This window comes from Herbiconiux liukaitaii, from assembly GCF_041927495.1.
Taxonomy (GTDB): Bacteria; Actinomycetota; Actinomycetes; order Actinomycetales; family Microbacteriaceae; genus Herbiconiux; species Herbiconiux liukaitaii.
On record NZ_JBHFHG010000006.1, the window covers coordinates 240,228 to 258,295 of the forward strand.

16 protein-coding genes are annotated in these 18,068 nt (G+C 69.6%); 13 read left to right on the top strand and 3 right to left on the bottom strand.

Translation table 11 applies throughout. From position 1 onward, the window contains the following. Positions 1 to 79: 79 nt before the first annotated feature. Together ACEXQC_RS13560 and ACEXQC_RS13565 are read right to left on the bottom strand one after the other, a co-directional pair. Entirely contained in the window at positions 80 to 1,081 is a 1,002-nt protein-coding gene (locus ACEXQC_RS13560; protein ID WP_374823165.1) for an SIS domain-containing protein, read from the bottom strand. Further along, the gene (locus ACEXQC_RS13565; protein WP_374823168.1) at positions 1,051 to 2,796 is read right to left on the bottom strand and encodes a hypothetical protein; all 1,746 of its coding nucleotides are present in this window, start codon (positions 2,794 to 2,796) and stop codon (positions 1,051 to 1,053) included. The genes ACEXQC_RS13560 and ACEXQC_RS13565 overlap by 31 nt, the downstream gene beginning before the upstream one ends. Before the next feature lie 167 nt (positions 2,797 to 2,963). Between ACEXQC_RS13565 and ACEXQC_RS13570 the strand changes: the two genes are divergently transcribed. Genes ACEXQC_RS13570 through ACEXQC_RS13585 form a run of 4 tightly spaced genes read left to right on the top strand, consistent with a single transcriptional unit; the run spans position 2,964 to position 6,977 of the window. Further along, entirely contained in the window at positions 2,964 to 4,055 is a 1,092-nt protein-coding gene (locus ACEXQC_RS13570; protein WP_374823176.1) for a polyamine ABC transporter substrate-binding protein, read from the top strand. 33 nt (positions 4,056 to 4,088) lie between these two features. Further along, complete coding sequence (locus ACEXQC_RS13575) at positions 4,089 to 5,042, top strand: ABC transporter permease (RefSeq protein WP_374823179.1); 954 nt, start codon at positions 4,089 to 4,091, stop codon at positions 5,040 to 5,042. Then, positions 5,035 to 5,805, top strand: coding sequence for an ABC transporter permease (locus tag ACEXQC_RS13580; RefSeq protein WP_374823182.1), 771 nt, complete (start codon positions 5,035 to 5,037; stop codon positions 5,803 to 5,805). The genes ACEXQC_RS13575 and ACEXQC_RS13580 overlap by 8 nt, the downstream gene beginning before the upstream one ends. Continuing rightward, positions 5,802 to 6,977 (top strand): ABC transporter ATP-binding protein, encoded by a 1,176-nt coding sequence (locus tag ACEXQC_RS13585; RefSeq protein ID WP_374823185.1) that lies wholly within the window; start codon positions 5,802 to 5,804, stop codon positions 6,975 to 6,977. The genes ACEXQC_RS13580 and ACEXQC_RS13585 overlap by 4 nt, the downstream gene beginning before the upstream one ends. Here ACEXQC_RS13585 and ACEXQC_RS13590 read toward each other — a convergent pair. Further along, positions 6,962 to 7,567: a TetR/AcrR family transcriptional regulator gene (locus ACEXQC_RS13590; RefSeq protein ID WP_374823188.1), complete on the bottom strand. Its 606-nt coding sequence runs from the start codon at positions 7,565 to 7,567 to the stop codon at positions 6,962 to 6,964. The two genes, ACEXQC_RS13585 and ACEXQC_RS13590, sit on opposite strands and share 16 nt — an antisense overlap. Positions 7,568 to 7,716: 149 nt before the next feature. On the opposite strand from ACEXQC_RS13590, the gene ACEXQC_RS13595 reads away from it, so the two are divergent. From ACEXQC_RS13595 to ACEXQC_RS13635, 9 genes are all read left to right on the top strand, one after another. Next, on the top strand, positions 7,717 to 9,030 hold the full coding sequence (locus tag ACEXQC_RS13595) for a glycosyltransferase (RefSeq protein ID WP_374823191.1): 1,314 nt from the start codon (positions 7,717 to 7,719) through the stop codon (positions 9,028 to 9,030). Further along, positions 9,027 to 10,451 carry an NAD(P)/FAD-dependent oxidoreductase gene (locus ACEXQC_RS13600; RefSeq protein ID WP_374823194.1) on the top strand — a complete coding sequence of 475 codons (1,425 nt, stop codon included), beginning with the start codon at positions 9,027 to 9,029 and terminating at the stop codon, positions 10,449 to 10,451. Before ACEXQC_RS13595 ends, ACEXQC_RS13600 begins: the two co-directional genes overlap by 4 nt. A 40-nt stretch (positions 10,452 to 10,491) precedes the next feature. After that, on the top strand, positions 10,492 to 11,949 hold the full coding sequence (locus ACEXQC_RS13605) for an aminobutyraldehyde dehydrogenase (protein WP_374823197.1): 1,458 nt from the start codon (positions 10,492 to 10,494) through the stop codon (positions 11,947 to 11,949). Positions 11,950 to 12,022: 73 nt separating this feature from the next. Beyond that, on the top strand, positions 12,023 to 13,537 hold the full coding sequence (locus ACEXQC_RS13610; RefSeq protein ID WP_374823200.1) for a sugar porter family MFS transporter: 1,515 nt from the start codon (positions 12,023 to 12,025) through the stop codon (positions 13,535 to 13,537). A 188-nt stretch (positions 13,538 to 13,725) separates the two neighbouring features. After that, a complete protein-coding gene (gene rpsB / locus ACEXQC_RS13615) occupies positions 13,726 to 14,751 on the top strand; it encodes a 30S ribosomal protein S2 (protein ID WP_374823203.1) in 1,026 nt (341 codons plus the stop codon). Positions 14,752 to 14,847: 96 nt separating this feature from the next. Then, positions 14,848 to 15,675, top strand: coding sequence for a translation elongation factor Ts (gene tsf, locus ACEXQC_RS13620; protein WP_374823207.1), 828 nt, complete (start codon positions 14,848 to 14,850; stop codon positions 15,673 to 15,675). A gap of 93 nt (positions 15,676 to 15,768) precedes the next feature. Then, positions 15,769 to 16,491: a UMP kinase gene (gene pyrH / locus ACEXQC_RS13625; RefSeq protein WP_374823210.1), complete on the top strand. Its 723-nt coding sequence runs from the start codon at positions 15,769 to 15,771 to the stop codon at positions 16,489 to 16,491. 51 nt (positions 16,492 to 16,542) lie between these two features. Continuing rightward, on the top strand, positions 16,543 to 17,097 hold the full coding sequence (frr, locus tag ACEXQC_RS13630; RefSeq protein WP_374823213.1) for a ribosome recycling factor: 555 nt from the start codon (positions 16,543 to 16,545) through the stop codon (positions 17,095 to 17,097). Positions 17,098 to 17,113: 16 nt separating this feature from the next. Continuing rightward, positions 17,114 to 18,064 carry a phosphatidate cytidylyltransferase gene (locus ACEXQC_RS13635; protein ID WP_374823216.1) on the top strand — a complete coding sequence of 317 codons (951 nt, stop codon included), beginning with the start codon at positions 17,114 to 17,116 and terminating at the stop codon, positions 18,062 to 18,064. Positions 18,065 to 18,068: the final 4 nt, after the last annotated feature.

Sequence of the window (18,068 nt, forward strand, 5' to 3'; positions counted from 1 at the left end):
GCCGTGCCTCTGTGCAGGACCTGTGCCGACAGGCGCGCGAATCTGCGTCACGCACGATGCGCAACGGCGCGCGCCGGGTTCAGGTGAGGCTCGGGCTCCAGGCGTAGGTCGGGTCGGCCTCGTGCCAGGACGCCGCGAGGAGCTCACCCACGAGCGTCTCCACGATGAGTGCGACCTCGGGGCGATCGTCACCCGGATAGCGGATCGACAGCGCCGCCTCCGCCTCGAGGGGCGTCGGGCCCACCGTGACGAGCGTCGCCGAACGGCCGCGCATCCACTCGGCCGCCTGCTCGTCCCACGCGGAACCCGCGAAGAGCAGCGCCCGGTAGTCGAGCGTCTTGGAGAGGTAGACGTCGACGTGCGACCAGTCGCCCGTCTCGCTCGCATAGGCCGGCCGGCGCGGCACCTCGCGCATCATGAGCGACGACTGCTGCGCCGACGACAGCCGCTCCACCGCCGCCAGCACCCACGTGCCCTGCGGGCCGAGCAGGTGATGCGTGGCCTCGTCGATCCACGACGGCGCCGCCTCGAGGAGCGCCGCCGCCGACCGAGCGCACTCCCGAGCGAGCGCACTGACACGGGAGGCCCCCGCCAGGCCGAGGAGGGCCTCCAGCACCAGGAACGTGTGCCGGAACGTGCGGCACGACACCCCGCTCACCTCGTCGCCCGCCACGAGCGGCACCACGAGATCAGCCACCTGCGCGAGCCGCGACTCCGCACGGTTGGTGACCGCGATCAGCCGCCCCGCACCGCGATACCGCTCCACCGCGGCGAGCACCTCGGCACTTCCGCCCGTGGCCGAGACCGCCACGACCACCAGATCCTCCGCGGGCGCGGGCAGCGCCACGGCACTCGCGAGCTCCGACACGACCATCCGCCCCTCGACCCGCGCCCGACGCGCCACCACATCGGCCGCGTACGCACTCGAGCCCATACCGAGCACCAGCACCCGCGTGCCCGGCGCCGCGAGCAGCAGCTGCGCACGGCCGAGCGGCTCGAGTCCCACCTCGAAGGCATCGGCGAGGCGCTCGAGCGCCGCCGGGATCTCGTTCAGGTCGTCACGGAACCGGGCGGTGTCCACGGGCTCTCCTCGTCGTCGGCATCGGATGGGGGACTGTAGCGCGCACTCAACGCACCGTCGGGCGCGTACTCCCACCGAGGAAGATACCGTCGCGCATACAGCAGCTCACGCGCGAACTGCTCGACCTCGAGCGCTGCGATGACCCGCGGGTCGAGCATCTCGGCGACGATCGCCTCCGGAACCCCGCGACCCGCAGCACCCGCCGAAGCAGGTTCGGCAGCGCCCCCAGCAGTGCCGCCCGCAGCGTGGCCGGCAGTCTCGCGGGCTGCGTCGCCGTCAGAGCCGCCCGCAGCGTCGCCGTCAGCCTCGCCGGCACCGCCGCAGTCAGAGCCGCCCGCGGCGCCGCCGTCAGTCTCGCCGGCACCGCCGCCGTCAGTGTCACCGCTAGCGCCGCCGTCAGTCCCGCGGCCGACCCCCTCGCGGAGCCCCAGCGCGTACGCCGACTGCAGGGCCGCGCGCGCCGACTCCGCCCACCGCAGCACCCGCTCGTCGCGCCGCCCGAGCCGCTTCTGCACGACCGACCCAACGAGATCCACCGACACGAGCAGGTGGGCGAGGTCGACGGCCGCGACATCCGTGGCCGACGCGGCCGTCGAGGCATCCGGATGCTGCGGGTCGCCATCGAAGTCCACGATCGCATACCGGTGGACCCCGCCGACCGTGCTCCGCAGGAACTGCCCCACGTGCAGGTCGCCGTGCACCGGGAACCGTACGCCCCCCGCCGTGTCGGGCGCCGCAGCAACGATCTCCCGCAGTGCACCTTCCCGCCGCCGAAGCCTCGAGAGCGCCTCTCCGTCGAGCACCTCGAGCGCCTGATCGAGCCGACTCAGGATGCGCTCGCGCAACCCCCCCGCCGCCGCCTCGAGCCCGATCTCCGCTCCGAGAGCAGCCGCCCCTGGAAGAGCGGATGCCGTCCCGGGAAGAGCGGATGCCGTCCCGGGAAGAGCGGATGCCGCCCCGGCAGCCAGCACCAGGTGCAGCTCCGCGGTCATCCGCCCGAGCACCTCAGGCCACTCGGGCACCGGCACCGGCACCGAGCGCCCCGCTCCAGCTCCAGCTCCGGCCGCGGCAGCCACGGCAGCATCCGCAGCCACTCCCGCGGCGTCGACTGCAGCGCCGGCGGCGTCAGCAGCCACTCCCGCGGCATCCTCCGCGGCCAGCCACTCCAGCACATCCTCCACGGCCCACGTCCACCCATCGGCAGCCCCGGGCATCAACTCGGTCACGAGCGCCACCGCGGCGCACCCCAGCCCGGGCACCTCCCACTCGATGCGCCCGACCGGCCGCGGCGTCAGCTCGCTGCCGCCCGCCGCGAGCCGCTCCAGCTGCCCGATGGCACGCGACATCCCGCCCCACGACAGCGCCACCTTCACGATCCACGTCTCGTCGACCACCACGGCCCAGTTGGTCATGTCCACCCCGAGCGCCCGCTCGACCCCGGCGATCGACGGGATCGCGGGCACCTCAGCAACCGCGGGCACGGAGACCTCGGAGCCCCGGCCGAACCGCTCGACCTCCCACCGCCCCACGGCCGAGACGACACCGCCCGAGACACCGCCCGAGACACCCCCAGAACCCCCCAGCACAGCCCGCACCAGATCGGCCCCCACCCCGTCCCCGGCCACGGCAGCCGCCCCCGAAGCGGCGAGCACGCTCACGCGCCCACCTTCGTCGAGACGCACCGCCCCGTGCGTCGTCGTCAGCTCGATTGCCACACCCCCACCGTACTAATTCCTTGAACTCCAATTCGAACAACTATGTAAATTCCATGTCACAGCGCCAAGAAAGGCATTGTGATTCGTTGCTGGCTGATGCAACAATCGGCCAACCACATTCCGACCGGCCCACAAACACTGGAGGCACAGTGCGTATCCCGAAATCCGTGCGTTTCCCGAAATCCGCCGCGATCTTCGCCGGAGCAGCAGCCACGGCGCTCGCGCTGTCCTCCTGCGCCGGCACTTCGTCCGACACCATCGACCCCGAGGCCGACATCACCGAGCAGAGCCTCACGGTTAGCATCTGGGCCGACTACTACCCCGAGACCCTGGCCGAGGACTTCGAAGCCGCCACGGGAGTGCCCGTCACGATCGTCAACCACGCCACCAACGAGGAGGTCGTCGCCAAGCTCACCGCGAGCGCCGACCCCGGCATCGACGTGGCCTTCGTCTCGGGCCAGTACGCCCAGGCGCTCAACGAGGCCGGCCTGCTGCAGGAGCTCGACAAGAGCCTCATCCCCAACGAGGAGAACCTCTACCCCGAGGCCCTCGAGCTCGCCTACGACGAGGGCAACACCTTCTCCGAGCCCTACGCCTGGGGCACCACGGGCCTCTGCTACCGCCCCGACCTCACCGGTTTCGCCCCGACGTCGTGGGACGACCTGCTGAACCCCGTCCCCGAGCTCGAGGGCAAGACCACGATGCTCTCGACCGAGCGCTGGATGGCGCTGCCCGCCCTCAAGCTGCTCGGCGAATCGGTCAACTCCGAAGACCCCGCCGTGCTCGAGCAGGTCAAGGAGCAGATGCTCAAGACGAAGGACACGCTCCTCGCCTTCGACGACACCACCTTCTACAGCAAGCTCGTCTCGGGCGAGGCCGCCATGGTCGAGGCCTGGGACGGCTGGTGCAACTACGCCATCGCCGAAGACCCCACCATCGAGTTCGTGGTGCCCGAAGAGGGCAGCGACCTCTGGGTCGACACCATGACGGTGCTCAAGTCGTCGGAGAACAAGGAGGCCGCCATGGCCTTCGTCAACTACATCCTCGAGGCCGACGTGCAGTCCTACGTGGCGTCGAGCATCCTCTACGCCGTGCCCAACAAGGCCGCCGTCGAGTCGCTCGACCCCGCTCTCGTGGAGCAGTTCCCCAACCTCGCCGTCGACCCGGCTGAGCTCCTCAAGCAGGAGACCGTGGTCGACCTCGGCGACTTCAGCACCGAGTACACCCGTCTGGCCACCGAGATCATGGCCGCGGGCTGACGCCCGAGTCGAAGAGCTCCACGCCACTCCATCATGACCGCTCCCTCCCGCGCCGCCACCGGCGCCCGACCCCCCGCGCCCGCCGCTGCCCCACCAGCGGCGAAGCGCAGGGGGCCGGGCAGCCGGCTGGCGGCGCTCCCCTTCCTCGGCCCCGGCAGCCTCTACATCGTGCTCCTGGTGTTCGTGCCCGTGCTGCTCATCACCGCGTACTCGTTCTTCGAACGCGGCCGCTTCGGCGGCGTGGTGTGGACGCTCACCTTCGAGAACTTCGCGCGGCTCTTCGATCCGCTCTACCTCTCGGTGGTGGCGAACTCGCTCGGCATCGCGGCGGTCGTCACGGTGCTCGCGCTCGCCATCGGCTACCCCACGGCGCTCATGATCACGCGGTTGAGCCCGCGCTGGCGCACGATCGCCCTGATCGCGGTGCTGCTGCCGTTCTGGACCAACTTCCTCATCCGCACCTACGCCTGGATCCTGCTGCTCAACAACGCCGGCTGGCTCAACCAGGCGCTGCAGGCCATCGGCATCACGGATGAGCCCATCTCGATGCTCTACACACCGCAGGCCGTGGTGGTCGGGCTGCTCTACATGTACCTGCCGCTCATGATCCTGCCCCTCTACTCCTCCCTATCGAGTCAGGATCGCCAGCTCGGCGAGGCGGCCACGAACCTGGGGGCCAGCCCGTTCAGGGTCTTCCGGACCATCACCGTTCCGCTCTCGATCCCCGGCATCCTCACCGGCTGCGTCTTCGTGTTCGTGCCGGCGATGAGCAACTTCGTCATCCCGGAGCTCATCGGCGGCGGCAAGACGGTGCTCGTGGGCAACCTCATCCGCGACCAGTTCCTCAAGGCGCGCGACTGGCCGTTCGGCGCATCCCTGGCCCTCGTGCTCACGATCTCGCTGCTGATCCTCCTGCTGCTGCAGTCCCGCCTCTCGAAGCGCCTCACCGAGGGCCGTCGCGCCCGCAAGGAGGCCGCGGATGCCTAAGTCGCGCCTCATCCGCATCCCGTTCTGGCTCACGTTCGCGTTCCTCTACCTGCCGATCGTCGTGGTCGTCATCCTCTCGTTCAACGACTCGTCGAACCTCTTCGTGTGGCGCGGCTTCACGCTCGACTGGTACGCCGAGCTGTTCCAGGACCAGGCGATCGCCGAGGGGCTCGTCAACACCCTCATAGTGGCGACGGGGTCGACCCTCATCGCCACGGTATTCGGCACGCTCCTGGCGGTGGGCATCCAGCGCTACACGAGGGGCGGCCTCATCCGCGCGTTCGCGCTCACGCCGGCGCTGCTGCCCGACCTGCTGCTCGGCATCGGCATCCTGAGCCTGTTCTCGCTGCTCGGCTTCAGCCTGGGCCTGCACTCGGTGCTGCTCTCGCACGCGGCGTTCTCCATCGCGTTCGTGACGGCGATCGTGCTCGCACGTCTCGCCCACCTCGATCCGAGCCTCGAGGAGGCCTCGCGCGACCTCGGCGCAGGCCCCGTGCGCACCTTCGTGCGGGTCACCCTGCCGCAGCTCTCGCCAGGTATCGCGGCAGGCGCCCTGCTGAGCTTCACCCTCTCGATCGACGAGTTCGTGATCGCGTTCTTCACCGCGGCCCCGACCACGCCGACCCTCCCGATCGTCATCTACTCGATGGTGCGCTTCGGTGTCACCCCCGAGATCAACGCCCTCGCCACGGTCCTCCTCTTCGTCAGCGTCGTCGCCGTCCTCGGTGCACAGCGCCTCACCAAAGTCACGGATGCACTATGACCACCGACACCATCGGCCCCATCGGAACACCAGGCGCGACCGGCACGACCGGCACGGCCGGAACCACAGCCCTCGAGCCGCTCCTGCAGATCCGCGGTGTGAGCCACTCCTACGGTTCGGTCCGGGCCCTCGACGGCATCGACCTCACGATCGCCGACAACGAGTTCTTCGCCCTGCTCGGCCCGTCGGGCTGCGGCAAGACCACGCTGCTGCGCTCGATCGCGGGCTTCGAGCAGCCCGAGCAGGGTGAGGTGCTGCTCGACGGCGCCGACCTCACGCGGCTGCCCGCCCACAAGCGGCCGGTCAACATGATGTTCCAGTCGTACGCCCTCTTCCCGCACCTGAGCGTGGAGAAGAACGTGGCCTACGGCCTCGAGTCGGAGGGGCTGCCGAAGGCGGAGATCCGCACGCGCGTGGGCGAGACGATCGAGACCGTGGGGCTCGCGACCTTCGCCAAGCGGCGCCCCGCCCAGCTCTCGGGCGGCCAGCGCCAGCGTGTGGCCCTGGCCCGCGCCATCGTGAAGCGGCCGCGCCTGCTGCTGCTCGACGAGCCGCTCTCGGCGCTCGACCGCAAGGTGCGCGCCGATATGCAGCTCGAGCTCAAGCGGCTACAGCACGAGGTGGGGATGACCTTCGTGGTCGTCACCCACGACCAGGAGGAGGCCATGTCGATGGCCGACAGGGTCGCCGTGCTCAACGCCGGCGCTCTCGAGCAGCTCGACACCCCGGAGGGGCTCTACAACGCTCCGCGCACACGCTTCGTGGCCGATTTCATCGGCTCGTCCAACCTGTTCGACGGCACCGCCGTGGCGGGCGGCGTCGAGGTGCCCGGCCTTCGCACGCTGCAGGCCGAGCACGACCTCGCGGTGGGCACGGCGGCGACGCTCGTGGTGCGACCGGAGGACGTGAGCCTCGTGCCCGCCCGCACGGCCGACCTCGACGGCACGGTCATCGACACGTACTTCCTCGGCGGCAGCTCGACCGTCTCGGTCGCCGTGCCCGGCCGCGTGCAGCCGATCGGATGCACGGTGCACGCCACGAGCAGCGCCCGGCGCGGTGACATCGTGGGCCTCCGGATCGACCACTCGCGCTCCGTCGTGGTGATCGACGACCGGGTGCCGGCCGCAGATTCCGCAACTGGCGCCCCCGCAGCGGTTCAGGCCAGCGCGTGACCGGTGGACTGGCGGGCGTACTCCACGATGAGCGCGCGGGCTCCCTCGTGGTCGATCGTGGGATGGCGCGCCACCATGCGGTAGCCGTACGCGTCCTCGAGCGCCACGAGGTTGCGCGCGATGGCGAGCGACGACGCCGTGAGGGTGAAGATGCCGCGCGCGGAACCCTGCTCGAGCACGATCTGGTACATGCCCACCTGGCGGTCGTAGAGCGCCGTGAGCAGGGTGGCCATCACGGGGTTGCGACCGGCGGATCCGCCGAGCTCGCACAGCAGACGCACCTCGGGGTCGGCGGAGTCGGAGGGCAGACCGGAGTCGATGAGCTGCACGAGTCGCAGCACGGGGTCGTCGTCGAGGCTCTCGAGCATGCGCACACGATCCTCGTAGAACCGCTCCATGCCGGCCCGGTTGGCCTCCATGACGAGCTCGTCGATGTCGGGGTAGTAGTAGAGCACGGCACCGCTCGTGAGGCCGGCCTCCTCGGCCACGCGGTTGAGTCGCGCCCCATCCGGACCGTGCTGGGCGATGGTGCGCTGCGCCGCCGCCACGATCTCGCTGCGGCGCTGCTCCTGACGCTTGGGTCGTGCCACGGCCTGTCCTCTCACGCTGCATCCGTCGGCTCAGCCGGTTCTTTCGCCTCGCGTTCAATGCTACGGCTCAGAACCCCTGGAACACGCGCTGCAAGACACCGATTTTCTTTCAATTCCCACTCAAACAACGATCGTCCTGGAGCGTCATCATGAGCACCACGCAGTTCACCTTCCTCTTCATGCCCGAGAGCGCATACGGTCCCACCAACAACTGCATCGGCATCGGCAACGAGCTGCTGCGCCGCGGTCACCGTGTGGTCTTCGCCGCCGAGGCGTCGTGGGCGGGCAAGCTCTCGGCGCTGGGCTTCGAGGAGGACCTCGTGGAGCTCGCGCCGGCGGCCGAGCCCGACGACGGCAGCGAGGTGGAGGAGCCCGACGCCGGCGCGTTCTGGAAGGACTACATCCGCGAGATCTCACCGGAGTTCGCCAAGTCGACCGAGGCTCAGCTCGACACGGTCATCCGCCCCATCTGGGAGGAGCTCGTGGAGGGGGCGAAGTTCTGCGAACCCGCTCTCAAGGCGATCATCGAGCGCACACGCCCCGACGTGATCATCGAGGACAACGTGCTGCTCTTCCCCGCGCTCGCCACCGCCGGTGTGCCCTTCGTGCGCATCGTCTCGTGCAACCCTCTCGAGGTGCCCGGCCCCGGCGTCGCGCCGGCCTTCTCGGGCCTCGCAGCCCTCGACCACGACGGGCACGAGAGGTTCCGCGCCGAGTACGACCGCACGCACCGAGCGCTGTGGCAGGCCTTCGACGAGTTCGTGCAGCAGAACGGCGCAGCACCCCTGCCCGAGCTCGAGTTCCTGCCCGAGGGCGACCTCAACCTCTACGTCTATCCGCAGGAGCTCGACTACACCGAGGAGCGACCGCTGGGGGAGACCTGGCACCGGCTCGACTCCTCGGTGCGTGAGACGGATGCGCCCGCCGGAATTCCGGAGGCGTTCCTCGAGAGCGACCGCCCGCTCGTCTACTTCAGCCTGGGCTCGCTCGGCAGCGCCGACGTGTCGCTCATGCGCCGCGTCATCTCGGTGCTCGCCACGCTGCCCTACGACGTGATCGTCTCGAAGGGGCCCCTCCACGACGAGATCGAGCTCGCCGACAACATGTGGGGCGCCGAGTTCCTGCCGCAGACCTCGATCATCCCCGAGGTCGACCTCGTGATCACCCACGGCGGCAACAACACCGTCACAGAGGCCCTGCACTTCGGCAAGCCCATGATCCTGCTCCCGCTCTTCTGGGACCAGTACGACAACGCCCAGCGTGTGCACGAGAAGGGACTCGGCCGGCGGCTCCCCACCTACTCGTTCACCGACGAGGAGCTGGCGACGGCCCTCGACGAGCTGCTCTCCGACACCGCGCTCCGCACGCAGATCGCCAGGATCGGCGAGGACATCCGCGCCAGGGACGGCCTCCGCAAGGCAGCCGACCTCATCGAGGCCGCCGCCCTGAAGGAGCGGGCATGACCCTCACCGGATCCTCGCCCGCCGTCGCACGCTCCCTGGCCGACGCCAGGCCGACCGTCTTCTGGACCGATCAACCCGGCGCCCCCCAGCCCGGCGAGCCCCTCGCGGCCGACACCACCGCTGACCTCGTGGTGGTGGGCGGAGGCTTCACGGGCCTCTGGTCGGCGTGGCGCGCACTCGACCGCGATCCGTCGCTCGACGTGCTCGTGCTCGAGGCCCAGCACATCGGATTCGGCGCGAGCGGGCGCAACGGTGGGTTCATCGCCTCCTCGCTCACGCACGGTCTCGCCCACGGCAGCCACCTGTGGCCGCGCGACCTCGATGCGCTGCACGCCGAGGGCGAGCAGAACCTCGCCGACCTCGTGGCCCAGATCACGGCGGCGGGCATCGACTGCGATCTGCGGCAGAGCGGCAAGACCTCGATCGCGGTGGAGCCGTGGCAGGTCGATGCGCTCGGCGAGGCGGCGGAGCTCGCCCGTTCGTTCGGCGAGAGCGTGGAGCTGCAGGATGCCGCGACCGTGCAGGCCGACGTGCACTCGCCCACCTTCCTCGCGGGGCTCCGCGCCCACGGTGGCACGGCGATGGTCGACCCGGCCCGGCTGGCCTGGGGCATGGCGCGAGTGCTGAGAGAGCGGGGGGTGCGGATCGCCGAGGCGAGCCCGGTCTCCTCCCTCGCCAAAGCGAGTGGGGCATCCGGCGGCGTGCGGCTGACCGTCAACGGCCACACCGTGACCGCCCGCCAGGCGATCGTGGCGACGGCCGCCTACCCCTCTCCGCTCAAGCGCCTTCGCACCTGGATCATGCCCCTCTACGACCACGTGCTCATGACCGAGCCGCTCGATGCCGCGCAGCTGCAGTCGATCGGCTGGGCCGAGAGGCAGGGGCTCACGGATGCGGGCAACCAGTTCCACTACTTCCGTCTGACGGCCGACGACCGCATCCTCTGGGGCGGCTGGGACGCGCTCTACTACCGGGGCGGCCGGGTGAGCCCCTCGCTCGAGCAGAACGACTCCTCGCACGGGCTGCTCGCGACGCAGTTCTTCCAGACCTTCCCGCAGCTCGAGGGCCTGAGGTTCACCCACCGCTGGGCGGGCCCCATCGACTCCACCACGCGCTTCACGGCGGCCTACGGCACGGCCTTCGGGGGAGCCCTGGCCTACGCGGCAGGTCACACGGGGCTCGGTGTGGGAGCGGCGCGCTTCTCGGCCGACGTGGCCCTCGACCTGCTCGGGGGTGAGGCGACGTCTCGCACGCGCTACGAGATCGTGCGGAAGCGGCCCTTCCCCATTCCGCCCGAGCCGTTCCGCAACCCCATCGTGCAGTTCACGCGCTCGCGCATGATCTCGGCCGACGATCACGACGGGCGGCGGGGCCTGTGGCTGCGCACCCTCGACAGGTTCGGCCTCGGCTTCAACTCCTGAACACAGACGCTGACACAGAACAGAAACAGACAGGCACACCATGACCTCAGGCACCTTCATCTCGAACGAGTACCGCCCTGGCACCGGCGACACCGCCGTGCTCACCGACCCCGCCACGGGCAGGGCCGCGAGCGAGATCACCCAGTCGGGAGTGAGCGACGTCGACGACGCGGTCGCCGCCGCCAGGGGAGCGGCCTCCGCCTGGGCGGGTCAGACCCCGGGCGCCCGGGCGCGCGTGCTGCTCAAGCTCGCGGATGCGCTCGAGGAGCACGGCCCCGAGCTCGCCGAGATCGAGACCCGCGAATCCGGCAAGCCCTACCTCACCGGTCTCGACGGCGAGCTGCCCTTCGCCGCCGACAACCTGCGCTTCTTCGCCGGCGCCGCCCGCTCGCTCGACGGCACGGGCGCCGGGGTCTTCAGCGAGGGCTTCACCTCGGTGCTCACACGCCGGCCGGTCGGCGTGGTCGCCGGCATCACGCCGTGGAACTTCCCGCTCATCATGGCGGTCTGGAAGGCCGGCCCCGCGCTCGCCGCGGGCAACTCGGTCATCCTCAAGCCCGCGCCTCCCACCCCGGGCACCACCCTGCGCCTCGCCGAGCTCGCGGCCGAGTGCGGACTCCCCGCCGGTGTGCTCAACGTGGTGACGGGCCGGGCCGACGTGGGCGGAGCCCTCGCGGGCCACGTGGGGGTCGACATGGTGAGCGTCACCGGATCGACCACCACAGGCAAGGCGGTCATGCGCGGTGCCGTCGACGGCGTCAAGCGCGTGCACCTCGAGCTCGGTGGCAAGGCCCCCGCCCTCGTCTTCGCCGACGCCGACATCGCCCCGATGGCGCGTGCGCTCGCCCTCGGCTCCACGTACAACACGGGCCAGGACTGCACGGCCGCCACGCGTGTCTACATCCAGCGCGAGCGCTTCGACGACGCGGTCGCCGCCCTCCGCGAAGCGCTGCAGGGCATCTCGGTGGGAGACCCGATGGACTCCGCCACGGATGTCGGCCCGCTCATCTCGTTCGAGCACCGCGACCGCGTGCACGGCTTCGTCACGCGCGCCGTCTCCGAGGGCGCCGAGGTGCTCGCGGGGGGTGCTCCGCTCGACCGCGAGGGCGCCTACTACCCGCCCACGCTCGTGGTCGGGGCGCCGCAGCACTCCGAGATCGTGCAGGGCGAGGTCTTCGGGCCCGTGCTCGTGGCACTGCCCTTCGACGACGAGGAGGATGCGATCCGCCTCGCCAACGACAGCGCCTACGGTCTCGCGTCGTCGGTCTGGACCAACGACGTCGCTCGCGCCATCCGGGTCAGCCACCAGCTCGACGTGGGGGTGACCTGGGTCAACGACCACCTGCCGATCGCGTCGGAGGCGCCGCACGGAGGAGTGAAGGGCTCGGGCTTCGGCAAGGACATGAGCATCGAGCCGCTGCTCGACTACTCCGTCACGAGGCACCTCATGATCCGTCACGCCGCGCCACCCGAGACGAGTGGCTACCGCCCCGCGTAGAGGCGTGCCAGGATCGGTCTAGCGGGGTGCCACCGGGCAGCAACCTACCGGCCCCGCACTAGGGAGCACGGACATGGCCGAGAAGAGCAGCACCTCAGCAGCAGACCACGCGATCACCGGCAAGCTGCGGCGGAAGGTCATCGCCCTCTCGGTGGCGGCGGCCCTCGGCGGCTTCCTCTTCGGCTTCGACTCCTCGGTCATCAACGGCGCGGTCAAGGCCATCGACGAGGACTTCGCCCTCGGCGACCTGCCCCTGCTCTCGGGCTTCGTGGTGGCCTGCGCCCTCTTGGGCTGCGCGATCGGCGCCTACTTCGCGGGGCGCATCGCCGACCGCATCGGCCGCATCCCGGTGATGCTCATCGGTGCGGGCCTCTTCCTCATCTCGTCGATCGGATCGGGTTTCGCCTTCGCGGTCTGGGACCTGATCCTGTGGCGCGTCATCGGCGGTCTCGGCATCGGCATCGCGAGCGTGATCGCCCCCGCCTACATCGCGGAGATCGCCCCGAAGGCCGTGCGCGGTGCCCTCGCGAGCCTGCAGCAGCTGGCCATCACGCTCGGCATCTTCGCCGCCCTGCTCTCCGACACCCTCCTGCAGGGGGCGGCCGGCGGCGCCAACGAGCCGCTCTGGTTCGGGCAGGACGCCTGGCGCTGGATGTTCATCGTCTGCGCCATCCCCGCCATCATCTACGGGCTGCTCGCCTGGCGACTGCCGGAATCCCCGCGCTACCTCGTGGGCAAGAACCGTCGCGACGACGCGCGGGCCGTGCTCGCGAGCGTGACCCCCGCCGCCGAGGTCGACCCGGCCCTCGAGGACATCGAGCGCTCGCTCCGCGAGGACAAGGAGAACGCCCGCACCGCGAGCCTGCGCGGCAAGCTCTTCGGTCTGCTCCCGGTGGTCTGGGTCGGCATCCTGCTCTCGATGTTCCAGCAGCTCGTGGGCATCAACGTGATCTTCTACTACTCCACGAGCCTCTGGAGCTCGGTGGGCTTCGACACCACCAACAGCGGCACGTCGTTCACCATCTCCGTCGTGACGAGCATCATCAACGTGGCCGTGACCTTCGTGGCCATCTTCTTCGTCGACAAGATCGGTCGCCGCCCCCTGCTGCTCACGGGCTCCGCCGGCATGGTGGTCTCGCTCGGCCTCATGGCCGTGGCGTTCTCGCAGTCGGTGCTCGTCGACGGCGCCCCGCAGCTGCCGGGCGCGTGGGGTCCGCTCGCCCTCGTGGGCGCCAACCTCTTCGTGGTGTTCTTCGGGGCCACCTGGGGCCCGATCGTCTGGGTGCTGCTCGGTGAGATCTTCCCCAACCGCATCCGCGGCAAGGCGCTCGGTGTGGCAGCGGCCGCGCAGTGGCTCACGAACTTCGCCATCACCGAGACCTTCCCGGCGCTCTCGAGCTTCTCGCTCGCCTTCACCTACGGCCTCTACACGTTCTTCGCCCTGCTGAGCTTCGTGTTCGTGTTCTTCGCGGTGCCCGAGACCAAGGGCCGCTCGCTCGAGAGCATGGACGACCTCAAGGTCGAGCGCGGCAGGAACAAGTCGGCTGCGGCCACCGCCTCCGGCTCAGCCCCGTCGTCGCGCCGCTGAATGGTATGATTCTCGGAGCACCCCGCATGTCGGGGTGACTACGCGTGCCCAATCGGCAGTCCGCATTCAATCGGTCCCTTCGCAAGAACGGGTCGGATGCGCGCCGGGCACCAGGATTCGCGGCCACCGTCGCGAAGAGAAACCGAGAATGGCGTGCGCATCCGCGCGCCGAGAACAGGAGAACGGCCATGGCCGTCGTCACCATCCGCCAGCTGCTCGACAGCGGCGTGCACTTCGGGCACCAGACCCGCCGTTGGAACCCGAAGATGAAGCGCTTCATCTTCACCGAGCGTTCCGGCATCTACATCATCGACCTGCAGCAGTCGCTCGGCTACATCGACAAGGCCTACGACTTCGTCAAGGAGACGGTCGCCCACGGCGGCACCGTGCTCTTCGTCGGCACCAAGAAGCAGGCGCAGGAGTCCATCGCCGAGCAGGCGACCCGCGTGGGCCAGCCCTACGTCAACCAGCGCTGGCTCGGTGGCCTCCTCACCAACTTCCAGACCGTCTCCAAGCGCCTCGCGCGCATGAAGGAGCTGGAAGAGCTCGACTTCGAGGACACCGCGAAGAGCGGCTTCACGAAGAAGGAGCTCCTTATCAAGAAGCGCGAGCTCGACAAGCTGCACAAGTCGCTCGGCGGAATCCGCAACCTCACCAAGACGCCCAGCGCGCTGTGGGTCGTGGACACCAAGAAGGAGCACCTCGCGATCGACGAGGCCAAGAAGCTCGGCATCCCCGTGATCGGTATCCTCGACACCAACTGCGACCCCGACGAGGTCACCTACCCGATCCCGGGCAACGACGACGCCATCCGCTCCGTCGCCCTGCTCACCCGCATCGTGGCCGACGCCGCCGCCGAGGGCCTCATCCAGCGCCACCAGAAGCCGACCGAGGGCGACGCCCCGGCCGAGCCGCTGGCCGAGTGGGAGCGCGAGCTGCTCCAGGCCTCCGAGACCCCCGCCGCCGAAGACGAGAAGATCGAGGCCGTCGACGGCCTCGTCTCGGGCACCGCTGACACCGAGGCCGTTGCCGAGGTCGTCGCCGCCGAGGTCCCCGTCGAGGAGAACGACGCCGACGCCGCAGCGCAGGCCGACCTCGCCGAGATCACCGACGAGTCGCTCGTGGTCGAGCACCACGTCGAGTCGGACGCCGAGACCGAGGCGAAGATCGAGGCCGAGGCCACCGACGCCGAGAAGACCCCCGCCGCCGAGTAGTCGAGACGGCCGGGCGGCGCGAGTCGCCCGGCCCGATCCGCCCCTCTGCAGGTGCAGAGCGGGCACAGGAATCAATCTCAAGGAGTCTGTAGCAACATGGCAAATATCAGCCTGGCCGACGTGAAGGCGCTGCGCGAGCAGCTCGGCACCGGAATGGTCGACACCAAGAACGCCCTCGTCGAGGCCGATGGCGACATGGAGAAGGCCGTCGAGATCCTCCGCCTCAAGGGTGCGAAGGGCAACGCGAAGCGTGCCGACCGCTCCACGAGCGAGGGCCTCGTCGCCGCCAAGCAGGGCGACGGCGCTGCGACCCTCATCGAGCTCGCCTGCGAGACCGACTTCGTGGCCAAGGGCGACAAGTTCATCGCCCTCGCCGACGTCGTGCTCGAGGCGTCGTTCGCCGCGGGTGCCACCACCGTCGAGGAGGCGCTCGCCGCCCCCGCCGGCGGCAAGACCGTCGCCGACGTCATCAACGACGAGGCCGCCATCCTGGGCGAGAAGATCGAGCTCCGTCGTCTCACCCGCCTCACCGGCGACTCGTTCGAGGTCTACCTGCACAAGACCTCGAAGGACCTGCCCCCGCAGGTCGGCGTGGTCGTGGCCTACACCGGTTCCGACGCCGAGACCGCTCGCTCCATTGCGCAGCACATCTCGTTCGCCGACCCGCAGTACCTCTCTCGCGACGACGTCCCCACCGACGCCGTCGAGAAGGAGCGCGCCATCGTCACCGAGATCTCGAAGAACGAGGGCAAGCCCGAAGCGGCTCTGCCCAAGATCGTCGAGGGTCGCGTGACGGCCTTCTTCAAGCAGGTCGCCCTGCTCGAGCAGGACTACGCGAAGGACAACAAGCTCTCCGTCGCCAAGGTGCTGGCGGATGCCGGCATCCAGGTGACCGGCTTCGCCCGCTTCAAGGTCGGCGCGTAACCAGAACACCTTCGGAAACGGGCTCGGGTCGTCAGACTCGGGCCCGTTTTCTCTGTAGCCTGAACGAGGGATCGACGAGAGGACACGTGACGGATGTCAGAGCCGGAAACGAAGCGCAGGGTACTACTCAAACTCTCCGGTGAAGCGTTCGGCGGTGGTTCGCTCGGGGTCAACCCCGACGTCGTCTCCGGGCTCGCCCGTGAGATCGCCGAGGCGGCGCAGGACGTGGAGGTCGCGATCGTGGTGGGCGGCGGCAACTTCTTCCGCGGCGCCGAGCTGTCGCTCCGCGGCATGGACCGCGGGCGCGCCGACTACATGGGCATGCTGGGCACCGTCATGAACGCCCTCGCCCTTCAGGACTTCCTCGAGCAGGCGGGCGCCGAGACCCGCGTGCAGTCGGCCATCTCGATGACGCAGGTCGCCGAGCCCTACATCCCGCGCCGCGCCATCAGGCACCTCGAGAAGGGCCGTGTGGTCATCTTCGGTGCGGGAGCGGGCCTTCCCTACTTCTCGACCGACACGGTCTCCGCGCAGCGCGCCCTCGAGATCCACGCCGACGAGGTGCTCGTGGCCAAGAACGGCGTCGACGGCGTGTACTCCGCCGATCCGCGCGTGGTGCCCGATGCCGTGAAGCTCGACACCCTCACCTACAACGACGCGCTCGTGCAGGGCCTCAAGGTGGTCGACTCCACCGCGTTCAGCCTGTGCATGGACAACGGCATGCCCATGCACGTCTTCGGCATGGAGCCGGCAGGCAACGTGGCGAAGGCGATCAGGGGCGAGCGCATCGGCACCCTGGTGGCCAACAGCCACTGAGGCTGCGGCCTGACTACACTTGACACGTCCGATCCACTGAAGGAGTTCCCCGTGATCGCCGATGTACTCTCCGACGCCACCGCGCGCATGAACAAGGCCGTCGAGGTCGCGAAAGACGACTTCGCCACCGTGCGCACGGGCCGGGCGAACCCCGCCATGTTCCAGAAGATCATGGTGCCCTACTACGGCACCCCGACACCGCTGGAGCAGCTCGCCTCGCTGCAGAACCAGGAGGCGCGCACGCTCATCGTCACGCCCTACGACAAGAGCGCTCTGCGCGACATCGAGCAGGCCATCCGCGATGTGCCCAACCTCGGCGCCAACCCCACGAACGACGGCAACCTCGTGCGTGTGACCTTGCCCGCCCTCACCGAGGAGCGCCGCAAGGAGTACGTCAAGCTCGTGCGCACCAAGGCCGAAGACGGCAAGGTCGCCGTGCGCAACATCCGCCGCAAGGCCAAGGACGACCTCGACGCGCTCAAGAGCGAGGTCGGAGACGACGAGGTGGCGCGCAGCGAGAAGGAGCTCGAGCAGGTCACCAAGAGCCACGTCGACGCGATCGACGACGCCCTGAAGCGCAAAGAAGCGGAGCTGCTCGAGGTCTGACCTCGACCGCCTCATCATGAGCGATCCCGACCCCACGCGGAGCGTGCCTCCGCGGCGTCCCCGTCCGCTCACCCGAGCCGACATCCAGGCGCAGGTGAAGGCCCGCAAGTCGCAGTTCGACGAGGCCAACGAGAAGATCACCGCCCGCAGCGGTCGCAACCTCGTCTCGGCCATCGCCATCGGTGTGGGGCTCGCCCTGCTCATGGTGGTGAGCCTCGTGGTGATCAAAGAGATCTTCATGGTGCTCGCCGCCGTGGTGATCGCGTTCGCCACCCTCGAGCTCGCCTCGGCGCTCAAGCACGCCGACATCCGGGTGCCGCGCATCCCCACGGTGATCGCGGGCGTCGCCATGGTGCCCGCCGCCTACTACTGGGGGGCGGAGGGCCAGTGGCTCGTCGCCCTCGGCGGCATGCTCTTCGTGGCGCTGTGGCGGGCCGTGACGTGGGTGGCGACCTCACCGCGCCCCGGCTACCGCGGCCTGCTGCGCGACCTCGGGGCCGGCACGTTCGTGCAGGTCTACGTCTCGTTCCTCGCCTCCACCTCGGTGCTGCTGCTCTCGAAAGACGGCGGGCAGTGGTGGGTTCTCGCCTTCATCGTGGTCGTGGTGCTCACGGATGTCGGGGCCTACGCCTCCGGGCTCAACTTCGGCAAGCATCCGATGGCCCCCAAGATCAGCCCCAAGAAGACGTGGGAGGGCCTCGCCGGAGCGGCCATCGTGTCGCTCATCGGCGGTGTGCTGCTGGCCATCTTCATGCTCGGGCAGCCCTGGTGGTTCGGCCTCGTGTTCGCGGCGATCATCGTGTTCACCGCCACGGTCGGCGATCTCTCCGAGTCGCTCCTCAAGCGCGACATCGGGGTCAAGGACATGAGCACGTGGCTGCCGGGCCACGGCGGTCTGCTCGACAGGCTCGACTCGATGCTCCCCTCGGCCGCCGCCGCGTACATTCTCTGGGTGCTGGCACAATAGAGCC